Source organism: Oceanobacillus sp. FSL W7-1293 (assembly GCF_037969815.1).
In the GTDB taxonomy this organism is placed as follows: Bacteria; Bacillota; Bacilli; order Bacillales; family Amphibacillaceae; genus Oceanobacillus; species Oceanobacillus oncorhynchi.
The window spans coordinates 3,901,238-3,919,348 of record NZ_CP150212.1; the positions used below are offsets into that span (position 1 = coordinate 3,901,238).

15 protein-coding genes are annotated in these 18,111 nt (G+C 40.9%); 7 read left to right on the forward strand and 8 right to left on the reverse strand.

Annotation, left to right across the window (positions count from 1 at the left end; translation table 11 throughout):
- Position 1 precedes the first annotated feature (1 nt).
- Both ilvB and ilvD read right to left on the reverse strand, forming a co-directional pair.
- The gene (gene ilvB / locus MKY65_RS19085; RefSeq protein WP_339179628.1) at positions 2-1,723 is read right to left on the reverse strand and encodes a biosynthetic-type acetolactate synthase large subunit; all 1,722 of its coding nucleotides are present in this window, start codon (positions 1,721-1,723) and stop codon (positions 2-4) included.
- A 1,363-nt stretch (positions 1,724-3,086) separates the two neighbouring features.
- The gene (gene ilvD, locus MKY65_RS19090; protein WP_339179631.1) at positions 3,087-4,772 is read right to left on the reverse strand and encodes a dihydroxy-acid dehydratase; all 1,686 of its coding nucleotides are present in this window, start codon (positions 4,770-4,772) and stop codon (positions 3,087-3,089) included.
- 501 nt (positions 4,773-5,273) lie between these two features.
- On the opposite strand from ilvD, the gene MKY65_RS19095 reads away from it, so the two are divergent.
- Both MKY65_RS19095 and serA read left to right on the forward strand, forming a co-directional pair.
- Complete coding sequence (locus MKY65_RS19095; protein ID WP_339179633.1) at positions 5,274-6,431, forward strand: alanine--glyoxylate aminotransferase family protein; 1,158 nt, start codon at positions 5,274-5,276, stop codon at positions 6,429-6,431.
- A gap of 3 nt (positions 6,432-6,434) precedes the next feature.
- A complete protein-coding gene (gene serA / locus MKY65_RS19100; RefSeq protein ID WP_339179635.1) occupies positions 6,435-8,021 on the forward strand; it encodes a phosphoglycerate dehydrogenase in 1,587 nt (528 codons plus the stop codon).
- 98 nt (positions 8,022-8,119) lie between these two features.
- On the opposite strand, the gene MKY65_RS19105 is transcribed toward serA, so the two are convergent.
- Positions 8,120-8,902 (reverse strand): HAD family hydrolase, encoded by a 783-nt coding sequence (locus tag MKY65_RS19105; RefSeq protein ID WP_339179637.1) that lies wholly within the window; start codon positions 8,900-8,902, stop codon positions 8,120-8,122.
- Positions 8,903-9,041: 139 nt separating this feature from the next.
- On the opposite strand from MKY65_RS19105, the gene MKY65_RS19110 reads away from it, so the two are divergent.
- Positions 9,042-10,136 (forward strand): branched-chain amino acid aminotransferase, encoded by a 1,095-nt coding sequence (locus tag MKY65_RS19110; protein WP_042530013.1) that lies wholly within the window; start codon positions 9,042-9,044, stop codon positions 10,134-10,136.
- A gap of 251 nt (positions 10,137-10,387) precedes the next feature.
- On the opposite strand, the gene MKY65_RS19115 is transcribed toward MKY65_RS19110, so the two are convergent.
- Both MKY65_RS19115 and MKY65_RS19120 read right to left on the reverse strand, forming a co-directional pair.
- The gene (locus MKY65_RS19115) at positions 10,388-11,305 is read right to left on the reverse strand and encodes an aldo/keto reductase (RefSeq protein ID WP_339179640.1); all 918 of its coding nucleotides are present in this window, start codon (positions 11,303-11,305) and stop codon (positions 10,388-10,390) included.
- Between the two features lie 184 nt (positions 11,306-11,489).
- A complete protein-coding gene (locus MKY65_RS19120; RefSeq protein ID WP_042530005.1) occupies positions 11,490-11,690 on the reverse strand; it encodes an alpha/beta-type small acid-soluble spore protein in 201 nt (66 codons plus the stop codon).
- Between the two features lie 170 nt (positions 11,691-11,860).
- Between MKY65_RS19120 and MKY65_RS19125 the strand changes: the two genes are divergently transcribed.
- Positions 11,861-12,322, forward strand: a complete 462-nt coding sequence (locus tag MKY65_RS19125) for an SRPBCC family protein (protein ID WP_042530003.1) — start codon at positions 11,861-11,863, stop codon at positions 12,320-12,322.
- Positions 12,323-12,403: 81 nt separating this feature from the next.
- Positions 12,404-13,270, forward strand: a complete 867-nt coding sequence (locus MKY65_RS19130) for a YitT family protein (RefSeq protein WP_339179643.1) — start codon at positions 12,404-12,406, stop codon at positions 13,268-13,270.
- 71 nt (positions 13,271-13,341) lie between these two features.
- Here the strand turns inward: MKY65_RS19130 and MKY65_RS19135 are convergent, their stop codons facing one another.
- Together MKY65_RS19135 and MKY65_RS19140 are read right to left on the reverse strand one after the other, a co-directional pair.
- Positions 13,342-14,283: a dipeptidase gene (locus tag MKY65_RS19135; RefSeq protein WP_339179645.1), complete on the reverse strand. Its 942-nt coding sequence runs from the start codon at positions 14,281-14,283 to the stop codon at positions 13,342-13,344.
- Positions 14,284-14,293: 10 nt separating this feature from the next.
- Positions 14,294-15,874: an acyl--CoA ligase gene (locus MKY65_RS19140; protein WP_339179646.1), complete on the reverse strand. Its 1,581-nt coding sequence runs from the start codon at positions 15,872-15,874 to the stop codon at positions 14,294-14,296.
- 211 nt (positions 15,875-16,085) lie between these two features.
- Between MKY65_RS19140 and MKY65_RS19145 the strand changes: the two genes are divergently transcribed.
- Together MKY65_RS19145 and MKY65_RS19150 are read left to right on the forward strand one after the other, a co-directional pair.
- Positions 16,086-17,090 carry a GTPase gene (locus MKY65_RS19145; RefSeq protein WP_339179647.1) on the forward strand — a complete coding sequence of 335 codons (1,005 nt, stop codon included), beginning with the start codon at positions 16,086-16,088 and terminating at the stop codon, positions 17,088-17,090.
- 76 nt (positions 17,091-17,166) lie between these two features.
- Positions 17,167-17,367, forward strand: a complete 201-nt coding sequence (locus tag MKY65_RS19150; RefSeq protein WP_339179649.1) for a hypothetical protein — start codon at positions 17,167-17,169, stop codon at positions 17,365-17,367.
- A gap of 42 nt (positions 17,368-17,409) precedes the next feature.
- Here MKY65_RS19150 and MKY65_RS19155 read toward each other — a convergent pair whose 3' ends face one another.
- Complete coding sequence (locus tag MKY65_RS19155) at positions 17,410-17,976, reverse strand: GNAT family protein (RefSeq protein WP_339179653.1); 567 nt, start codon at positions 17,974-17,976, stop codon at positions 17,410-17,412.
- Positions 17,977-18,111: the final 135 nt, after the last annotated feature.

The following is an 18,111-nucleotide window of genomic DNA, read 5'->3' on the forward strand; positions in this document are numbered from 1 at the left end:
TTTATTTTGTCACCCCAATCATTTCGTGCATTCCTTTGCCTGGTGCAATCATCGGGTATACACATGTCTGTCTTTCAATCCGGCAGTCAATAACAACCGGGCCATCATGTGAGAAAGCTTCCTCCAGCGCATCTGGAACATTCTTTTCATCCTCTACACGCATTCCTTTGATTCCATAACTCTCTGCCAGTTTCACAAAATCAGGGTTTTCTGAAAATAAGGAATGAGAGTAACGTTCTTCATAAAATGTTTCCTGCCACTGTCTTACCATTCCAAGTGCTTCATTATTCAGAATAACCACTTTTACTGGCAAATTCTGTGTTTTCAAGATAGACAGCTCCTGCAATGTCATTTGAAAACCGCCATCCCCTACGATAGAGATAACCATCTTATCCGGCTTGGCGATTTGCGCGCCGATTGCTGCAGGGAAACCAAAGCCCATCGTGCCAAGTCCTCCTGAAGTCACCCAATTATCCGGGTTCTTGAAGGTGTAGAACTGAGCTGCCCACATTTGATGCTGTCCTACATCGGTTGTCACAACCGCTTCTCCATTCGACTTTTTATATACCTGCTCGATTAGCCATTGCGGGCTGATCGGGTTATCCTCGCGGTTGTACCATAACGGATATTCTTTTTGATTCTTCTTGATTTTATCTAACCAGGCTGTATAATCTCCGCGGTTTACTTCCTGCTGCAGAAGTACGTTCAACGCCTGTTTCGCATCTGCTACGATTGGGATTGCTGTTTCAACGTTTTTCCCTATTTCAGCTGGATCAATATCGATATGAGCTACTTTTGCATTAGGAGCAAAATGCTGCAGATTTCCAGTCAATCGATCATCAAACCGTGCTCCGATATTGATAAGCAAGTCACTTTCATAAATGGCTCTATTTGCTGCATACGTTCCATGCATTCCGCCCATGCCAAGCGACAGATTATCTCCGCCGGGATAGCTTCCCAGTCCCAGCAGTGTCGTGACAACTGGAATCTCCCAATTGTTGACAAATTGCTTTAACTCTTCTGTTGCTCCTGCAATTAAAATTCCTGCTCCAGCCAATATGACCGGCTTTTCTGCTTTGCTCAGCTCATCCGTTACTTTTGAGATTTGCATCGGGTTCGGATAAACTGTCGGTTGATAGCCCGGCAAATAAAAATCATCCTCGTAATCATTGATTGTTACAGTTTCGGAAATACTTTTAGGAATATCAATAACTACCGGGCCCGGTCTGCCTGTTGTTGCAACATGAAATGCCTCGTTCACGATTCTCGGCAAGTCCGCGATATCATTTACCTGGTAATTATACTTTGTAACTGGTGTCGTGATTCCCATGACATCTGCTTCCTGAAAAGCATCTGTTCCAATAACCTGCTTCGCAACCTGCCCCGTGAATACAACTAATGGAATCGAATCCATCATGGCATCCGTAATTCCTGTAATTAAATTCGTTGCTCCCGGTCCTGAGGTTGCAATAACAACACCTGGTTTCCCAGACACTCTTGCATAACCTTCCGCCGCATGTATGGAGCCCTGCTCATGTCGCGAAAGTACATGCTTGAAGGTTGTATCGTTACGGTGCAGCGCATCATAAATTGGTAAAACAGCACCTCCCGGGTAACCAAACACAACTTCAACACCTGCTTTTTCCAATGCCTGCACTAACAAATCAGACCCTGTGACCAAATTACTCTTCACTTCTACCCCTTGATTTGCATTAACTTTCACAACAATGCCCCTCCTTTTTCTTTTAGAAAACGTGCCATTCACCACGCTTTCGGATGAATGATTTTGTTACACAAATGGAATACGCTGATATTTTCCTATTTGCTAAAAAAAACTGAAATTTTCAATTAAACTAACTATTTGTCATGCGATTGGTTTCGGGTTTTTACGAAAATAATTAAAAAAGACCCTTTTCCCCCCATGTACATGCTTTCCTATCATGTATGGGGCGAAAAGGATCTGCTTTTCACGGTACCACCCAGTTTTACAAAGTTCTTTCAAACTTTGCCTCAATAGCTGCTAGAGCTATGTTTGATAACAGGTACATAGATTGTCATGCACCTGGTCACATATAATTGGAATATTCCTTTCCATGTGACACTCAGGGACGATGTCGGAATAAGTAGCTATTCTGGGCTTCCAGCACCCCCAGATCTCTGTAAAAGCTATGGTCTTTTCCTTTTTTCCCGTCAACGTATTCAATATATTGGTGAAGAAATAACTTCTTGATATTTTAAAAATGTTTCGTTAAGAAATATCTTATATTGCGAACAATCATATCTTGTTTCCGTATGATAGTCAATAGTATTTTGTAATTTTTTTAATAATTCTATTTAGTCTGATTTTATGTATGCGTTTACATCGTTGTTGTGTACTGTCATCGTATTTTTGTTAAAATTAGATTACAGCTTGCTTTTCTTAGGTGATTTTCTCTAGAAAAATGCTTTTCTGCTGTTTTACCCTAGACGCTTCGACTAATTCACTTAAGATGAATCTTCCATTAGGACTAATCTGCGGAACATCAAGATTCTTCACTCCATTTAAACACTTGAAAAACCAAAAAAACACCGCTTGTCCTTTAAAACATCGGTGTTCTCGCCGAAGAGTTGTCCGCTACGACGGTTTTCGGTGGGGCGAGTAATCGCAGTCCCAGGAAGTCGCTTTCCGCGGGCAACGTTCAGCCTCCTTTAAAGAAGACTTGCTGATTGGCAAGCCGTCAGGCGCAGACAGAAGCATAGTCACACTTATGCCCTGCGGGTAGGAAGAAAACCGCTTCCTGCTCAGGTCTACCTGTTGCTTTTCCCGCAGGAGTCGACTTCCCTCCGCTCCCACCTTTGAAGATATATGTTTCATTTGCTTTCTTTCAAAGAAATGAAGCTAATTCTAGCGACGGTTTTGGTGGGACGAGTAATCGCAGTCCCAGTCCCAGAAGAAATACGAGGAGACTTAGCTCGGGACTCACAGGATTTGGAGCGGCTATATTTCCAGCTATTTGTATAAACATTCTTATTCTCACAAAAAACCTCAATCAGATAATAAACGTATCACCTGATTGAGGTTCTCTAAGTGCAATTCTATTTATTTTTTAATCACGGTTCAAATAGTCAGTTACAGCACCCTTGGAAGAACATTTTACATTATGTGCGTATTTGCCTAAGATACCTTTTTTATATAATTCCGGCGCTTCCCATGCTTTACGGCGCTTGTCCAATTCTTCATCAGACAGATCCACAAAGATTTCTTTCGTGGATGAATCGATAGTGATACTGTCGCCTTCTTCAAGGAGTGCGATTGGTCCGCCAGATTGTGCTTCCGGAGAGATATGACCTACTACTAAACCATGTGTGCCCCCAGAAAAACGTCCATCTGTCAGCAATGCTACGGTTTCTCCCATTCCTTTCCCGACTAGAATACTGGAAATAGAAAGCATTTCCGGCATCCCTGGTGCGCCTTTTGGACCTACGTAACGGATAATAAGTACATCGCCGTCTTTAATTTCATTATTCATCACGGCTTTTGTTGCTTCTGCTTCAGTATCAAATACACGAGCGGGACCAGTATGTCTTGTTACTTTCACTCCGGATACTTTTGCTACCGCGCCTGTTGGAGAAAGATTCCCTTTTAAAACAATCAAAGGTCCATCTTCTCTTTTTGGTTCATTTAATGGCATAATTACTTTTTGACCTTCTTTTAATGATGGCGCATCCTCTAAATTCTCTTTGATGGTTTTTCCAGTAACCGTCATACAGTCTCCATGCAGATAGCCATTTTCATAAAGCATTTTCATTACTGCCTGAACACCGCCAACATTGTGAAGGTCCTGGAATACAAATTGCCCGCTTGGTTTTAAATCAGCAAGATGCGGCACTTTTTCCTGAAGACGGTTAAAGTCGTCTATGGTTAAGTCCACTTCTGCTGCATGCGCAACTGCCAGCAAGTGAAGAATAGCATTGGTAGAGCCGCCTAATGCCATCACAACAGTAATCGCATTTTCAAAAGCCTCTTTAGTCATTATATCTTTTGGATAGATTTCTTTTTCCAACAATGTTCTGATAGCTTCCCCTGCTGCTTCCACATCGCCAAGTTTTTCCTGTGATTCTGCAGGATTAGAAGAGCTTCCCGGTAAACTTAATCCCATTGCTTCTGCTGCAGAAGCCATCGTATTTGCGGTATACATCCCGCCGCATGCCCCTGCGCCCGGACAGGCATGACATTCAATCCGATTCATCTGTTTATCATCGATTTTCCCTGCATTATGCTGGCCGACACCTTCAAATACAGAAACAATATCAATGTCTTTTCCATCAAGGTTTCCCGGCGCAATGGTTCCGCCATATACAAAAATTGCCGGAACCTCTGCATTGGCAATTGCCATCATACATCCAGGGATATTCTTATCACAAGCGCCTATCGCAACAAGACCGTCTAAGTTCTCCGCGCCGACAACTGTTTCAATGGAGTCAGCAATCAAATCTCTGCTTGGAAGAGAATAGCGCATTCCCTGTGTTCCCATAGAAATACCGTCAGATACGGTGATTGTGTTAAAAATTAACGGCACACCGTCAACTTTTCTTACTCCTTTTTTAGCAACTAAAGCTAAATCATTCAAATGGATATTACACGGCGTTACCTCTGCCCATGTACTGGCAACTCCGACCATCGGTTTTTTAAAATCCTCATCGGTCACCCCGACTGCACGTAGCATCGCCCTATTAGGAGCTCGCATGGTGCCGTCAAAAGCTTTACTTTTTATCCTTAAATCTTTCTCCATTTTTACACCTTCCTTTTTCGACTATTATAGGTATAATATTCGCATAGTTCAATTTATTTAGTGTTTTTTCTTTTTTTAAAACATCCTCGAAAGCGATTTCTATGCCGGGGAGAATAGGTTTTTTATTTTTTAATTTCTGCCCTTAAGGATAATTCTCTTCTCTGCTGTACCCACATAATATGTAACTTTATGTTGACAATACGGTTGAGGTTGCTATATTGGTAAGAAATACTTTTTCATATGAATCTGCATTTTCAAATACTTTTATGTTAAAATATCCGTATGTTATTAATTGGATATCGATAAACATCCGTTTTTAACCTCACAAAAGTATCTTAACCTTATAAAAAACGTTACATTGTTTGCCAATAAAACATTTTAAAGACATTGTATTTTTTATAAAACTGGATTCTTGAAAAGTTGCTATCATATCCAATAATACCAGTTTGGTACTTATTGATATTCCATTTATTAAATTCATTTTAAAGGAGCTTACCATTCATGCTAAAAGATCAGCACATTCTAAGAATACCTGGACCGAGCCCTATCCCTCCTAGTGTAGGGCGTGCAATGAACCAGACCATGATCGGCCACCGCGGGAAAGAAACGAAAGAATTACTAGAACGGATTCTTCCAAAGCTAAAATCTGTATTTGGAACGAAGCAGGATGTGATTCCTGTTGCCGGGAGCGGGACAGCAGGATTAGAAATGGCTGTCAGCAACGCTGCACATCCGGGAGATGATGTTCTTGTTATCGTCAGCGGAGCATTTGGTGATCGTTTTGCAAAAATATGCGAAGCTTTTCAATTAAAGCTGCACCGAATTGATGTAGAATGGGGAGATACAATTGACCCTCAAGCCGTTCAAGAATATTTACAAGCACATCCGGAAATCAAGGTGGTCTTTGCTACATATTGTGAAACCTCTACCGGTATTTTAAATCCAATCGAGCTGCTTGCCAAAACCGTACATGAATCTTCTGATGCTCTTTTCGTTGTGGATGGTGTGTCCTGCCTGGGCGGCGTGGAAGCTAACATGGACGAATGGGGTGTCGACATTTATGTAACAGGTTCGCAGAAAGCATTTATGCTGCCGGCCGGTTTAATGTTTATTGCAGCGAGCGAGCGTGCCTGGAAGGTTATTGAGGACAATCCGCAGCCGCGCTTCTATTTAGATATGCGCGTTTACCGGAAAAACTTAGAAAAAGTATCTACACCGTATACACCTGCGCTTTCTCTTTTATTTGGACTCGATCAGGTTCTGAATCTGCTGGAAGAGGAAGGCCTGGAAAACGTGTACCGTCGGCATATCGTCATGCGTGACATGACAAGAGCCGCTTTTAAAGCACTGGATATTCCTTTACTGGCAGCAGATGAAGATGCTTCTCCAACCGTAACAGCGGTCCGGCCGGTTGACTTTGATTCAGAGGCGCTCCGTTCTGCAGTCAAGGAACAGTTCAATTTAACCATGGCCGGCGGACAGCAGCACCTGAAAGGATCGATTTTCCGTGTCGGGCACATGGGCTATTGCTCTCCTGCTGACGTGCTGCAAACAATCAGCTTAATCGAAATCGGTCTTGTGAAAATCAGAAAAGATATCCAGCTTGGCAAAGGGGTTCAGGCTGCCCAAGAAATTTATTTGCAACAGGAGGAGAAGTAACTCATGACATATCGTGTATTAGTCAGTGACCCATTAAGTGACGAAGGAATTAAACCATTAAGAGAAATCGAAAATATAGAGATTGTTAAAAATCCAGGCTGGGATGAAGCAGCGCTCTTAGAAAATATCGACCAATTCGATGCTTTACTCGTCCGCAGTCAGACACAGGTTACACGTCCTTTACTGGAAAAAGCATCCCGTTTGAAAATTGTCGGACGTGCCGGAGTCGGCGTAGATAATATTGATTTGGAAGCAGCAACAGAAAATGGAATTATTGTCGTAAATGCACCGAACGGAAATACCAATTCTGCTGCTGAGCATACTGTGGCTATGATTATGTCCTTGTCCAGAAATATCCCGCAGGCTTTCTATGCTTTAAAACAAAAGCAGTGGGACCGCAAACGTTTTGTCGGTGTGGAATTAAAACAAAAAACACTGGGCGTTGTAGGACTGGGAAGAATTGGTGCCGAAGTAGCGAAACGCGCCAAAGGACAGCGCATGAATGTAGTTGCTTATGATCCATTCTTAACCGATGAAAAAGCAGAGCGGATGGGAATAACAAATGCTACGTTAGAAGAAGTGCTTCGAGCAGGTGATTTCATTACTGTTCATACACCGCTGTTAAAAGAAACAAAACATCTAATTAATGCGGAAGCCTTTGAATTGATGAAGGATGGCGTACAAATCGTTAACTGCGCCCGCGGCGGAATTATTGATGAGGATGCTTTGTATGACGCGATTGTTTCTGGAAAAGTAGCTGGTGCGGCATTGGATGTATTTGAGCAGGAGCCTTTTACAGAACATAAATTGCTCACCCTGCCAGAGGTTGTGGCAACACCGCATTTAGGCGCCAGCACAATCGAAGCGCAAGAAATTGTAGCCATCGATGTCAGCCATGATGTTATCCGCTTCTTAGAAGGTAAAGCAGTCCGCCATCCAGTGAACATGCCTTCTATCCCTAGTGAAGCAATGCATCAAATCGAGCCTTATTTCTATTTAGCGGAAAAACTGGGTACATTTATTATCGATTTAGCGAATGAAGCCATAAATGACATTCGTATTACGTACTCCGGCGAATTAAGTGACATTGAAACAGGCCCGGTCACTCGCAATGCAGTGAAAGGTATCCTGAAACGCTTCCTCGGCAGCCGTGTAAATGATGTCAACGCATTATACCTGGCGGACCGTAAAGGAATTACTGTCAGCGAAAGCAAAACATCGGCACAAAAAGGATTTACAAATCTGATTACGATAGAAGTAACCGGACCTTCCGGAAGCAGAAAAGTTGCCGGAACACTATTAAACGGCCTGGGAGCACGCCTTGTCCGTGTTGATGGCTATCAGGTGGATGCGACACCGGAAGGGCATATGGTTGTTATCCAGCATATTGACCAGCCTGGTGTTATCGGACGCATGGGAAGTGCATTTGCAGAGCATAATATCAACATTGCTACCATGCAGGTGGATCGTTCAGACGTAGGCGGAAATGCCATTATGCTGCTGACCATCGATCGTCATTTAGAAGATAAAGCTCTTTCCGAAATTGCATTATTAGACGAGATTAAATCTGTTACTGCGATTGATTTGTAAAACGTAAAAAGCCGTTTGAACATGGCGCGAAGCTGTGTTCAAACGGCTTTTTTTATGGATAAAACACGTTATAATAAGAGATTGGCTATTCACCCAATTTAAGATTGCAGGATATTTTTTAATTCTGTAAGTGATTTGATTTCATAGACCGGCTCGATGTCCGTCTTATTTTCTGCATCAAATCGATTCAACCAGACAGAATCAATACCTGTCCGATTAGCTCCAATAATATCTGTATTTAAATTATCACCGACCATGACTGCCTCTTCCGGATCAATAGCGAGATGCTGTAAAACATGATGAAATATCTCCGGATCTGGTTTTCCTGTTCCGATATCTCCAGAGATAAAAATTTCCTCGAAATACGGAGGTAATTCAGGTGAAATCTCTAATTTAAGGTTTTGGAGACTTGGCGAACCATTTGTAAGCAAAGCAAGGCGATAATCCTTTCCAAGCTCTGCAAGAACAGACAGGGCATCCTCAAATAAATGCGGACTCTCTATCCGGTATGCTCTGAAAGCCTCCGCCAATTTTTTAGCAAGCTCCGGCTGATCCGTACCAGTATCTTTTAACCCCTCCAGCCAGGCTTTCTCCTGATATACAGGAGCGATTTCCCGCAGCTTTCGGAATTCCTCCCCCGGGTCCTCAAACGTTGCCCACAGACCTTCAAATGGATTGATGCCAATTTTTTGTGTATAGGCATAGGTCGGGTAAGAAGCATATAATTCTCTTGCCCTGGTACGAACATTTTTTTCCAATTCAACCGGATTAGTACCTGCTTCCTTTTCCGCCAGCCGACATGTTAAATCAAAAGCATCCTGTACACTTTTTTTGTCCCATAAGATTGTATCGTCCAAATCAAATAATACCATTTTTTTCATTATTCATTTCCTCACTTTTCCATTTTAATCATACTCGTAATCATAATTTAATAAATTAATTTAAAATTTAGTCTTGCTAAAATCTTTGATATGTCTTATGATATATAGAAATTTAATCAATGGCAAGGAGACTTTTGATATGGAAGAACAAACTATTCGCGTGCAGCGTTGTGAGACAAAAAAAGAAAAGCCACAGGATGATCAATTAAGCTTTGGGAAGATTTTCACAGACCATATGTTTGTGATGGATTATTCAGAACCATTAGGGTGGCATAATGCGAGCATTGTACCATATCAACCACTACAAATTGAACCTTCTGCAATGGTATTCCACTATGCACAATCTGTTTTTGAAGGTTTAAAAGCCTATCGTACGGATAACGGAAGCATTGAGTTATTTCGTCCAGAGAAAAACATGGAACGTTTAAACAGATCAAATGATCGTTTATGTATCCCTCCGATTGACGAAGAATTTGCTTTAAAAGCCATTAAACAACTGGTTTCAATTGATCGTGATTGGGTCCCTCATACAGAAGGTACATCGCTATATATTCGCCCGTTTATTATTTCAACAGAAACTTATATCGGCGTATCTGCATCTACACGTTACAAATTCATCGTCATTTTATCACCGGTAGGGGCTTACTATAAAGAAGGCATCAACCCGGTTAAAATTGCAGTAGAAGATGAATACGTACGTACTGTAAAAGGCGGTACCGGCGAAGCGAAAACAGGAGGAAACTATGCTGCAAGCTTAAAAGCACAGGAGCTGGTTGCTCAAACCGGTTATACGCAGGTTCTCTGGCTGGACGGTGTAGAAAAGAAATATATTGAAGAAGTTGGAAGCATGAATGTTTTCTTCAAAATCAACGGTGAAGTAATCACACCTAAACTGAACGGCAGCATCCTTTCCGGAATTACACGTTCCAGCGTCATCGAGCTGTTACAGCACTGGGATATCCCGGTAGTTGAAAAACGCATTTCTATCGAAGAATTGTATGAAGCTTACCAAAGAGGAGAATTAGAAGAAGCATTCGGTTCTGGTACAGCTGCAGTTATCTCTCCGATCGGCGAATTAAAATGGGGAGATAAACAACTGATTATCAACGATGGAAAAACAGGAGATATCTCGAAAAAAGTCTACGATACGATTACAGGTATTCAATATGGCCATATGGAAGATCCCTTTAACTGGATGCAAAATATTGAAACCGAAAGCCCTGTGAAGCATTAATACTAAAAAACCAGGCTGGAAAAATATCCAGCCTGGTTTTTTAGTTTCATAATATAAAACGAAACTTCATTCAGTGGGAGTTTTTGCTTCTCTCCCGCTGAATTAGCCTAAGTGATTCAGGGAGTTAGCGTCCGTTATCTCCCGCCTAAATAAATTTATTTTCACTCTTTATTTTGAGGCGGGAGTTTTACGGACGATTCTCCGTGATAATCAATAATTATCTGATGCTGTATACATTTTTAGAGCTTTCTTTACAGTAATTTATTACCTGCAGATTGCCATAATTGATACCATTCTTCTCTCGTCAGCGTGATATCCGCTGCTTTTACCATTTCCGACAAACGTTTTGGAGTCATCGTCCCAATAATTGTTTGAATATTAGCAGGATGACGCAAAATCCATGCTATTGCTATCGTCTCACGGGCAACACCATATTTTTCTCCAAGCCTGTCCAGCTCTTTATTTAATTTCGGATAAGCATCCCGATCCATAATAAACCCGCCGAAGAAACCGTAACGAAGCGGGGACCAGGCCTGAATTGTCATATTATTTATCTGGCTGTAATCAATTACTCCGCCATCTAAATCCTTTGCCTGATCAAAGGCCGTATTTGCATATAATCCCTGATCAATCATACCGGAATTTGTAACACTTAACTGCAACTGATTAGCCACGAGATCCTGCTCCACATATTTTTTTAATAACTCGATTTGACGCGGCCGGAAGTTACTTACCCCAAAATGCCGGACTTTCCCGCTTTTTTCTAACTCTGAAAATGCTTCTGCCACTTCTTCCGGCTCCATCAGCGCGTCCGGACGGTGAATCAGAAATACATCTAAGTAATCTGTCTTCAAACGCTTTAAGCTTTCTTCAACAGATGAAATCAAATATTCCTTGGAAGAATCATAAAATCCGTTACGGATGCCTGCTTTCGACTGAATTATCATTTTTTCGCGAATAGCGGGGCTCATATTAATCGCATCCGCAAATACCGATTCAGACTTTCCTTTTCCGTAGATATCTGCATGGTCAAAAAAATCGATTCCATGATCCAATGCATTATGAATCACTTTATTCGCTTGCTCTTTCGTACTTTGCTGCATCACCATACATCCTAAAGAAATGACTGGAACAGATAATTCGCTGTTTCCCAATTGTATACGCTTCATAATAATTCCCTCCCTGCTTTCTATTTTATCACAAGCTTCGACATTCCCGATAATAATCCGAGCTTGTTTTACTTTTTTCTTGATGGGAGGATGGAAGAAAAACCTGTAGTGAGAAGGAGTTTCTCACTACAGGTTTTTCTAATTAGAACATTAGAGCGGGTAATTTTTCAAGCTGAAAGTCAGGTTATTTTTTCCGATTCGCAATGCTGCCCTCAGCCATTTGAATCATTCGTTTAACCATCTCACCGCCGACCGCACCGTTTTCACGAGCAGTCGTGTCAGCTCCTAAATTCACATGCATTTCATCAGCGATTTCCTCTTTCATCTGATTCACTGCACGTTCTGCTTGCGGTACTAACAACGCATTTCTTCGTTTGTCAGCCACCAGAGACCCTCCTCTTTTATTCAAAAGCAAGTATCATACTTGCTTGCTCTTATCTTGTGCAGAACGTTATAAACTATACAAGAAGTTTTAGCATAAGTGCTTAAAATCGCACATATGTATATCAAGGTGATTTAAAAAAGCTGAAAGCATTTTTAAGGAGGAACTACTTGATGTTAAAAGCAGATTACAGTATGGATATGAACCTGCCTCAATCAGACGTATGGCGTTATTTAGAAGATTGGTCTAATTGGGCGAAGCAGGTGCCCGGTTATCAAACACATAAGAACATTTCCCCGACAGACTCGATTTGGGAGCTTCATGGAAAAGCAGGCTCCATTACTAAGGATGTAAAGCTCTATGTCAAAATCATAGAAATAACATCTCCGTCTACCGTTCAATTTCGGGTTCGTGATTCAGAAGACCGTTGTTTAGGAAGCGGCTGTTTTGAGCTTTCCCAGCTTTCTTCCCGTTCCTCCACACTGACCTGTCTATTAGAGCTTGAATTAAAAGGTTTAACAGGAAAAATAAGCGCACCATTGATTGGCTCTCTCCTTCCCGGCTTGTTGGAAAAGTTTGTCCAGCGAATTGCAAAGCCTCTGACAGAAGCTGATTCTGTTGCTTTACCACTTTAAAGCTATGCTGTTTACTCTTATTCTCAACAGTGATACATTTATATAGGTCTAATTATCATTGTTGGGAAAGGAACATAGCACATGGTTAACGCAAAACAATCGCATGCATGGAAGCAATATGCCTATATTATTATTGGAGCAACCATTGTCGGACTATCCTATAATATTTTCTTCCTGCCAGCACGATTAGCTGCTGGAGGTTTGTCCGGAATCAGCACAATATTATTTGAATTATATACGATTAATCCAGCTCTCAGCCAATTTATCATTAATATCCCTATTTTTATTATTGGATGGATTACTTTAGGGAAGGATTTCAGCCTAAAAACATTGATTGGAACGTTTTGGGTTCCATTTGTCATTTTTTTATCAGCGGATATTCCGATTACAGTGACCAATCCATTTCTGAGCGCACTTTACGGCGGACTTATTCTTGGTGCGGGATTAGGGATTGTATATAAAGGAAATGGCTCTACGGGCGGTACAGCAGCTATTGCCCAAATTGTGAAGAAATTCACTGGTATTTCCAGCGGCTATTCACAATTTATCGTGGATGGACTTGTTGTCATTACTTCGATTTTTGTATTCAGCTTCGAGCTGACGCTGTTTGCATTAATGGCAATTTATATCAGCGGTAAAGCGATCGATGTTGTCCAATTACGGACATCCGCAACGAAGCTGGTGATGATTATCACGGAGGAGGAAGAAAAAGTACAGCAGCTTATTCAGAACGGTATTGACCGCGGTCTTACGAAAATTCGTTCTGTCGGCGGCTATTCGAAACTGGATAAAACCATGATATTGGTGGTTGCACAGCAGGCAGAAGCAGTTAAGCTGAAGAGATTATTACAGGAAGAAACACCTGACGCTTTCACTATTTTCATCAGTGCATCCGAAATTCTCGGGAGAGGCTTCTCACTCGATAAATACGATGGGCAAAAATTTTAAATCAGGTATGAAAAGAGCCAGAATATCTGGATATTCTGGCTCTTTTGCTATCTATTTATAGATGGATTCTTCTAGCCCGGCAGCATATTCATTATATTTTGATAAGCAAAGCCTTTGACCTGCTCCTCTGAATAATGTTTTTGCAGTTCATTCAGCAAATACGTATAGCCTGAGGCGTCTGGAATATGGTCTATATAGGAGCGGATGCCGTCAAAGTCCGATCCAAAACCAATATTCTTCTCTCCGCCAAGAGCACAGACATGATCAATATGCTCCAACAGGTCAGCAACCGTTGCTGTCTCTGCCCCTTTTTTCAAAAAGACAGGGTAAAGTGCAAAATGAATAGGCGCTTTTTTATCAATCAATGCTTTCAACTGATCATCGTATAGGTTTCTTGGATGGTCACAAATTGCCCTGGCGTTCGAATGCGAAGCAATTGGATAATCAGCCAGCTCCATCACATCCCAAAAAGCTTGAACTGAAAGATGGGATACATCCGTCAAAACTTCATTCGCATTATTTAACTGGACTGCCTCCTTGCCTAATCTGGTAAGTCCGGCTCCCCTGGGTTCTTCAGCGCCATCAGCACATAGATTTGCCGGATTCCATGTCAATCCAACAGATTTCACTCCCATTTGGTAAAGCGTCTTTAGTTTTTCAAGATCATTGCCAATTGCTTCTGCCCCTTCTAACGTCAATACGGCGCCAATTTCATCCGGGGCCAGTGATCGAATATCCTTCCAGTTTCGGATAAACCTTACCTTCTCATTCTTTCCCACAATTTCTTCATGAAAAATGGCAGCCTGCTCTTGCGCATACTTCCATTGATCTGTCGTAGCAACATTTTCCGTGTCTACAAAAATCGCAAAAAACTGAACAGCAACATTTCCTGCTTCTAACCGCTGCAAATTTGTTTCTATCTCCGGCGCATTTCGAAAATCAAGCTGTTTTTGCCCTAGACGGGCTGTCTGTAATTTAAGTAATGCGTCACAATGCGTATCGATTACCTTCATGCTGTCTCCCTCACTTAAAAGAATTATTATATTCTTTCTGTCTTAACTCCACACGACGTATTTTACCGGAGGAGGTTTTCGGCAGCTCAGAAACAAACTCAATCTTCCGCGGGTACTTATATGGTGCGATTTCATGCTTCACATAGCTCTGCAGGGTTGCAACAACTTCGCTATTTCCAATAATATTATCTTGTAAAATAACAAATGCCTTTACAACATTGCCCCTTACCGGATCTGGACTGGCAACAACCGCACATTCTTTAACATCCGGATGTTTTACGAGCGTATCCTCCACTTCAAAGGGTCCAATCGTATAGCCGGAGCTGATAATAATATCATCGCTTCTTCCTTCAAACCAGAAATAGCCGTCCTCATCCATGCTTGCCTGATCTCCGGTAACATAATAATCTCCGCGCTGGGTTCTTTTCGTTTTTTCCTCGTCTTTATAATACCCTTTAAACAAAGCAGCTGTATCAAGCGGAATGGCAATATCTCCTACTTCACCAGTTTTCACCAGCTCGCCGTCTTCATCGATAATAACAACATCATTTCCCGGGGTTGGTTTTCCCATTGAACCCGGACGTACTTCCATTCCTTTTAAGAATCCGAGCAGCAGGGTACTTTCTGTCTGCCCGTATCCATCTCTGACTGTCACATCAAAATGATGTCTGAATTTATCAATCACTTCACGGTTTAAAGGTTCTCCGGCAGAAACTGTGCTATGCAGTGCATTCAAATTATAATCATCTAAATTAGAAAGCTTCGCCATTAAACGGTACTCTGTCGGTGTACAGCAAAGCACATTAACCTGATGCTTTTCCAGCAGCTCCAAATATTTTGCTGCATCGAATCTGCCTGAATAGACAAACGCTGTTGCTCCCATTCCCATAATGGATAAAAATGGACTCCATACCCATTTCTGCCATCCGGGTGCAGCAGTTGCCCAAACCGTATCGCCATCTTGAATACTGAGCCAATAACGAGGAGCAGAGGACATATGTGCAAATCCCCAGCCGTGAGAATGAATAACTGCCTTTGGATTCCCTGTTGTTCCTGATGTATAGGATAAAATGGCAATATCGTCTCTTGATGTTTCTACCGTTTCTAACTGATCAGAAGCTTGTGCTTTTTCTTTATCAATCGATACCCAGTCTTCTATCTCTTTTCCTACACTAAATTTGGCAAGCTGTTCATACTCTACTACTCTTTTAAACTCATCCACGCATGCTTCTGTCGCAACTACTGCATCAATTTCGCCATGTGAGATACGAAATTGCAAATCCTTGGTCCGCAGCATTTCAGAGCTTGGTATAATAATCATTCCTGTTTTTAAAGCTGCAATATATAGTTCATACGCTTCGATACAGCGCGGAAGCATAATCATTATTTTATCTCCACGTTTTAAGCCGTGATTTAACAGGATATTCCCTGCCTTATTTGCATTCTTTATCAGATTCGTATAAGTTATTTCTTTTATATCTCCATTTTCTTCTTCTAAAATAACCGCTTTTCTTCCTTCATCTGCAGCATATTTTTCAAATTCAGAAGTAATATTATATAACGCCGGTGCAATCAAATCTGATTTTTTCATTTTATTCCTCCTCATATTAGTACCTCGTACTATATGTTAGTCATTATATCAAGAAATAAGAACAAGTTCAAAAGGATTTAAATTTTCTGATAGGAAAATAGAATTCAAATTCCTTTCTTGCCGCCTTTAGGCAGCTAAAATTATATCCCTCTGCAATTAATGGTGTATGATAATAAGTAAAAGGGAATAGTAACAGAAGGGAGTGTTGTTGATGTCAGCATTTAATGAGAAAGATTTCGATAAAGCTTATAATGAGGAAACCAAAAAAATAAATAAACAGCTGGATAAAGATATTATTTTTGCAATGATTGGGGATATCAACACTGGAAAATCATCCACCATTAATCGGCTTATTGGTGATAATGTTGCCAAAGTAGGTGCACGTCCTGGAGAAACGGTCGGTATTGATAAATATGTGTACCGGGACAAAATTATTTTCGCAGATACACCCGGTCTTGATGATATCAACCATACAAATTCGGAAGAAACCTTTCGTTTTTATCGCGAAGCAGATGTCATTTTATTTTTCCTAAATGCTGCGGGAACAGTTTTTTCGGAAGGAGAAAGAAAATCATTTGAAACCATCAAAAAAGAGAATAAACAGATTGTTTTTGTTTTAAATAAAATTGATGCTGCAGATGATATTCCGGCACTTGTTCAATATGTGAAGGAGCATACGTCAAAACGCTATCCGGTTATCCCGATTTCATCCCGGACTGGCGAGAATATTGATAAATTACGGAATGAGATACTAGAAATTCTGAAAAAAAAAGAGAAGGAAATTCAATTCGCTAGGCTTATTAAGGAAAAATCATCGACGGCGAACAAATGGATTTTAGCAGCTTCTGGTTCAGCAACTGCTGTAGGAGCGGCTCCTCTTCCCGGTTCTGATTTTATTCCTTTAACCGGAATTCAAGTTGGATTAATGATCAGACTCGCAACATTGTATGAACAACCATTATCCAAGAAGAAAGCGAAGGAACTGACAATTGCGACCATTACCGGAAATATTGGCAAAACCATCTTCCGCCAGGTATCCAAATTTGTCCCAGGGGCAGGTTCTGTTATTGGCGGCAGTGTTGCAGGCGGAATGACACTGGCAATGGGATATGCAGTGAAATATGCTTATGAAAATAATATTGAATTGAATGCAGAGACGCTGAAGTCTCTTTATAGTTATTTTTATAAAAGGGGGAAACAGGAGGAGAAGGAATAAACAGACGAAACTTCATTCCGTAGGGATTTTACTTCCGGTTACATTGTGATAAACCTATCTGGATTGGAGCGTTCTTATGACGCAAAGAAAAAAGAATTATTTAGAAGCTTGCGTAGTAGTCCTCCTATTAATACCAATCATCTGGTTTGTTGATGCTATATCGACAGGAATTGTCTTGATTGTGCTAGGATTTAGTATTTTTACAAGTGTTGCCTTTTTCGAAATATCGTTATTGTATAAAAAGAATAAAGAAAAGGAAGTAGACGGGAAGGATTAACAGTTAACTTGCTGAATAATCGTTCCCGTCTACTTTTATAAACTATATATTTAACGCTTTAAATTCATCTTTTAAAATGGAATATATCTTTGCATCCTCCTGATTTCCTTTTCGCTGCATTGATTTTCTTAACGTTCCCTCATAAGTCATACCAGATTTCTCCATTAATTTGTAGGAAGCCATATTATCTGGGTGGCATCTTGCTTGAATTCGTTCCAATTTTAATTTCTCAAATCCAAAAGTAAGAACAGCCTTTGCCGCTTCTGTTCCAATTCCTTTCCGCCAATAATCCAAAGAGAGAGCATAAGCAAGTTCGGCAGAATATTGTTTTGGGTTCCAGACCAGGTCCATGGTGCCTATAACCCGGCTATTCTCCTTCCAAACAATTGCCCAAGCCCCTCCTTTTCCTTTTTCATACTGTTCAATTAATAAATTGATAAACGCTTCTGTATCTTCCAAAGTTCTATGGGCTTCCCAAGTCAAAAATGTTGTCAATTCAGGCTTGGAAGCATAGTCATAAATATCCTGCAAATCGTCTTTTCTCATTTCTCTTAAACACAGCCGATCGGTTTCTAGCACAGGAAACGGAATAAACGGGCTCTCTTGCATTGCTTCTCCTCCTTCTCCATTTACAGAAAATCGTCCATAAACACCCACTTATTTTTATGTGAAAATTAATATTATTATACACAAGCCAGCCCGTATTTCCAACTATCCTCTAAAATATAATTTATTAAAAAAAGA

Bases quoted from the DNA above. Each gene is read 5' to 3' on its own strand.
- MKY65_RS19115 (WP_339179640.1), bottom strand. From the start codon at position 11,305: ATGAAGCGTATACAATTGGGAAACAGCGAATTATCTGTTCCAGTCATT.
- MKY65_RS19125 (WP_042530003.1), top strand. From the start codon at position 11,861: ATGTTAAAAGCAGATTACAGTATGGATATGAACCTGCCTCAATCAGAC.
- MKY65_RS19105 (WP_339179637.1), bottom strand. From the start codon at position 8,902: ATGAAAAAAATGGTATTATTTGATTTGGACGATACAATCTTATGGGAC.
- MKY65_RS19095 (WP_339179633.1), top strand. From the start codon at position 5,274: ATGCTAAAAGATCAGCACATTCTAAGAATACCTGGACCGAGCCCTATC.
- MKY65_RS19150 (WP_339179649.1), top strand. From the start codon at position 17,167: ATGACGCAAAGAAAAAAGAATTATTTAGAAGCTTGCGTAGTAGTCCTC.
- MKY65_RS19155 (WP_339179653.1), bottom strand. From the start codon at position 17,976: ATGCAAGAGAGCCCGTTTATTCCGTTTCCTGTGCTAGAAACCGATCGG.
- MKY65_RS19145 (WP_339179647.1), top strand. From the start codon at position 16,086: ATGTCAGCATTTAATGAGAAAGATTTCGATAAAGCTTATAATGAGGAA.
- MKY65_RS19130 (WP_339179643.1), top strand. From the start codon at position 12,404: ATGGTTAACGCAAAACAATCGCATGCATGGAAGCAATATGCCTATATT.
- serA (WP_339179635.1), top strand. From the start codon at position 6,435: ATGACATATCGTGTATTAGTCAGTGACCCATTAAGTGACGAAGGAATT.
- MKY65_RS19135 (WP_339179645.1), bottom strand. From the start codon at position 14,283: ATGAAGGTAATCGATACGCATTGTGACGCATTACTTAAATTACAGACA.
- MKY65_RS19110 (WP_042530013.1), top strand. From the start codon at position 9,042: ATGGAAGAACAAACTATTCGCGTGCAGCGTTGTGAGACAAAAAAAGAA.
- MKY65_RS19140 (WP_339179646.1), bottom strand. From the start codon at position 15,874: ATGAAAAAATCAGATTTGATTGCACCGGCGTTATATAATATTACTTCT.
- ilvD (WP_339179631.1), bottom strand. From the start codon at position 4,772: ATGGAGAAAGATTTAAGGATAAAAAGTAAAGCTTTTGACGGCACCATG.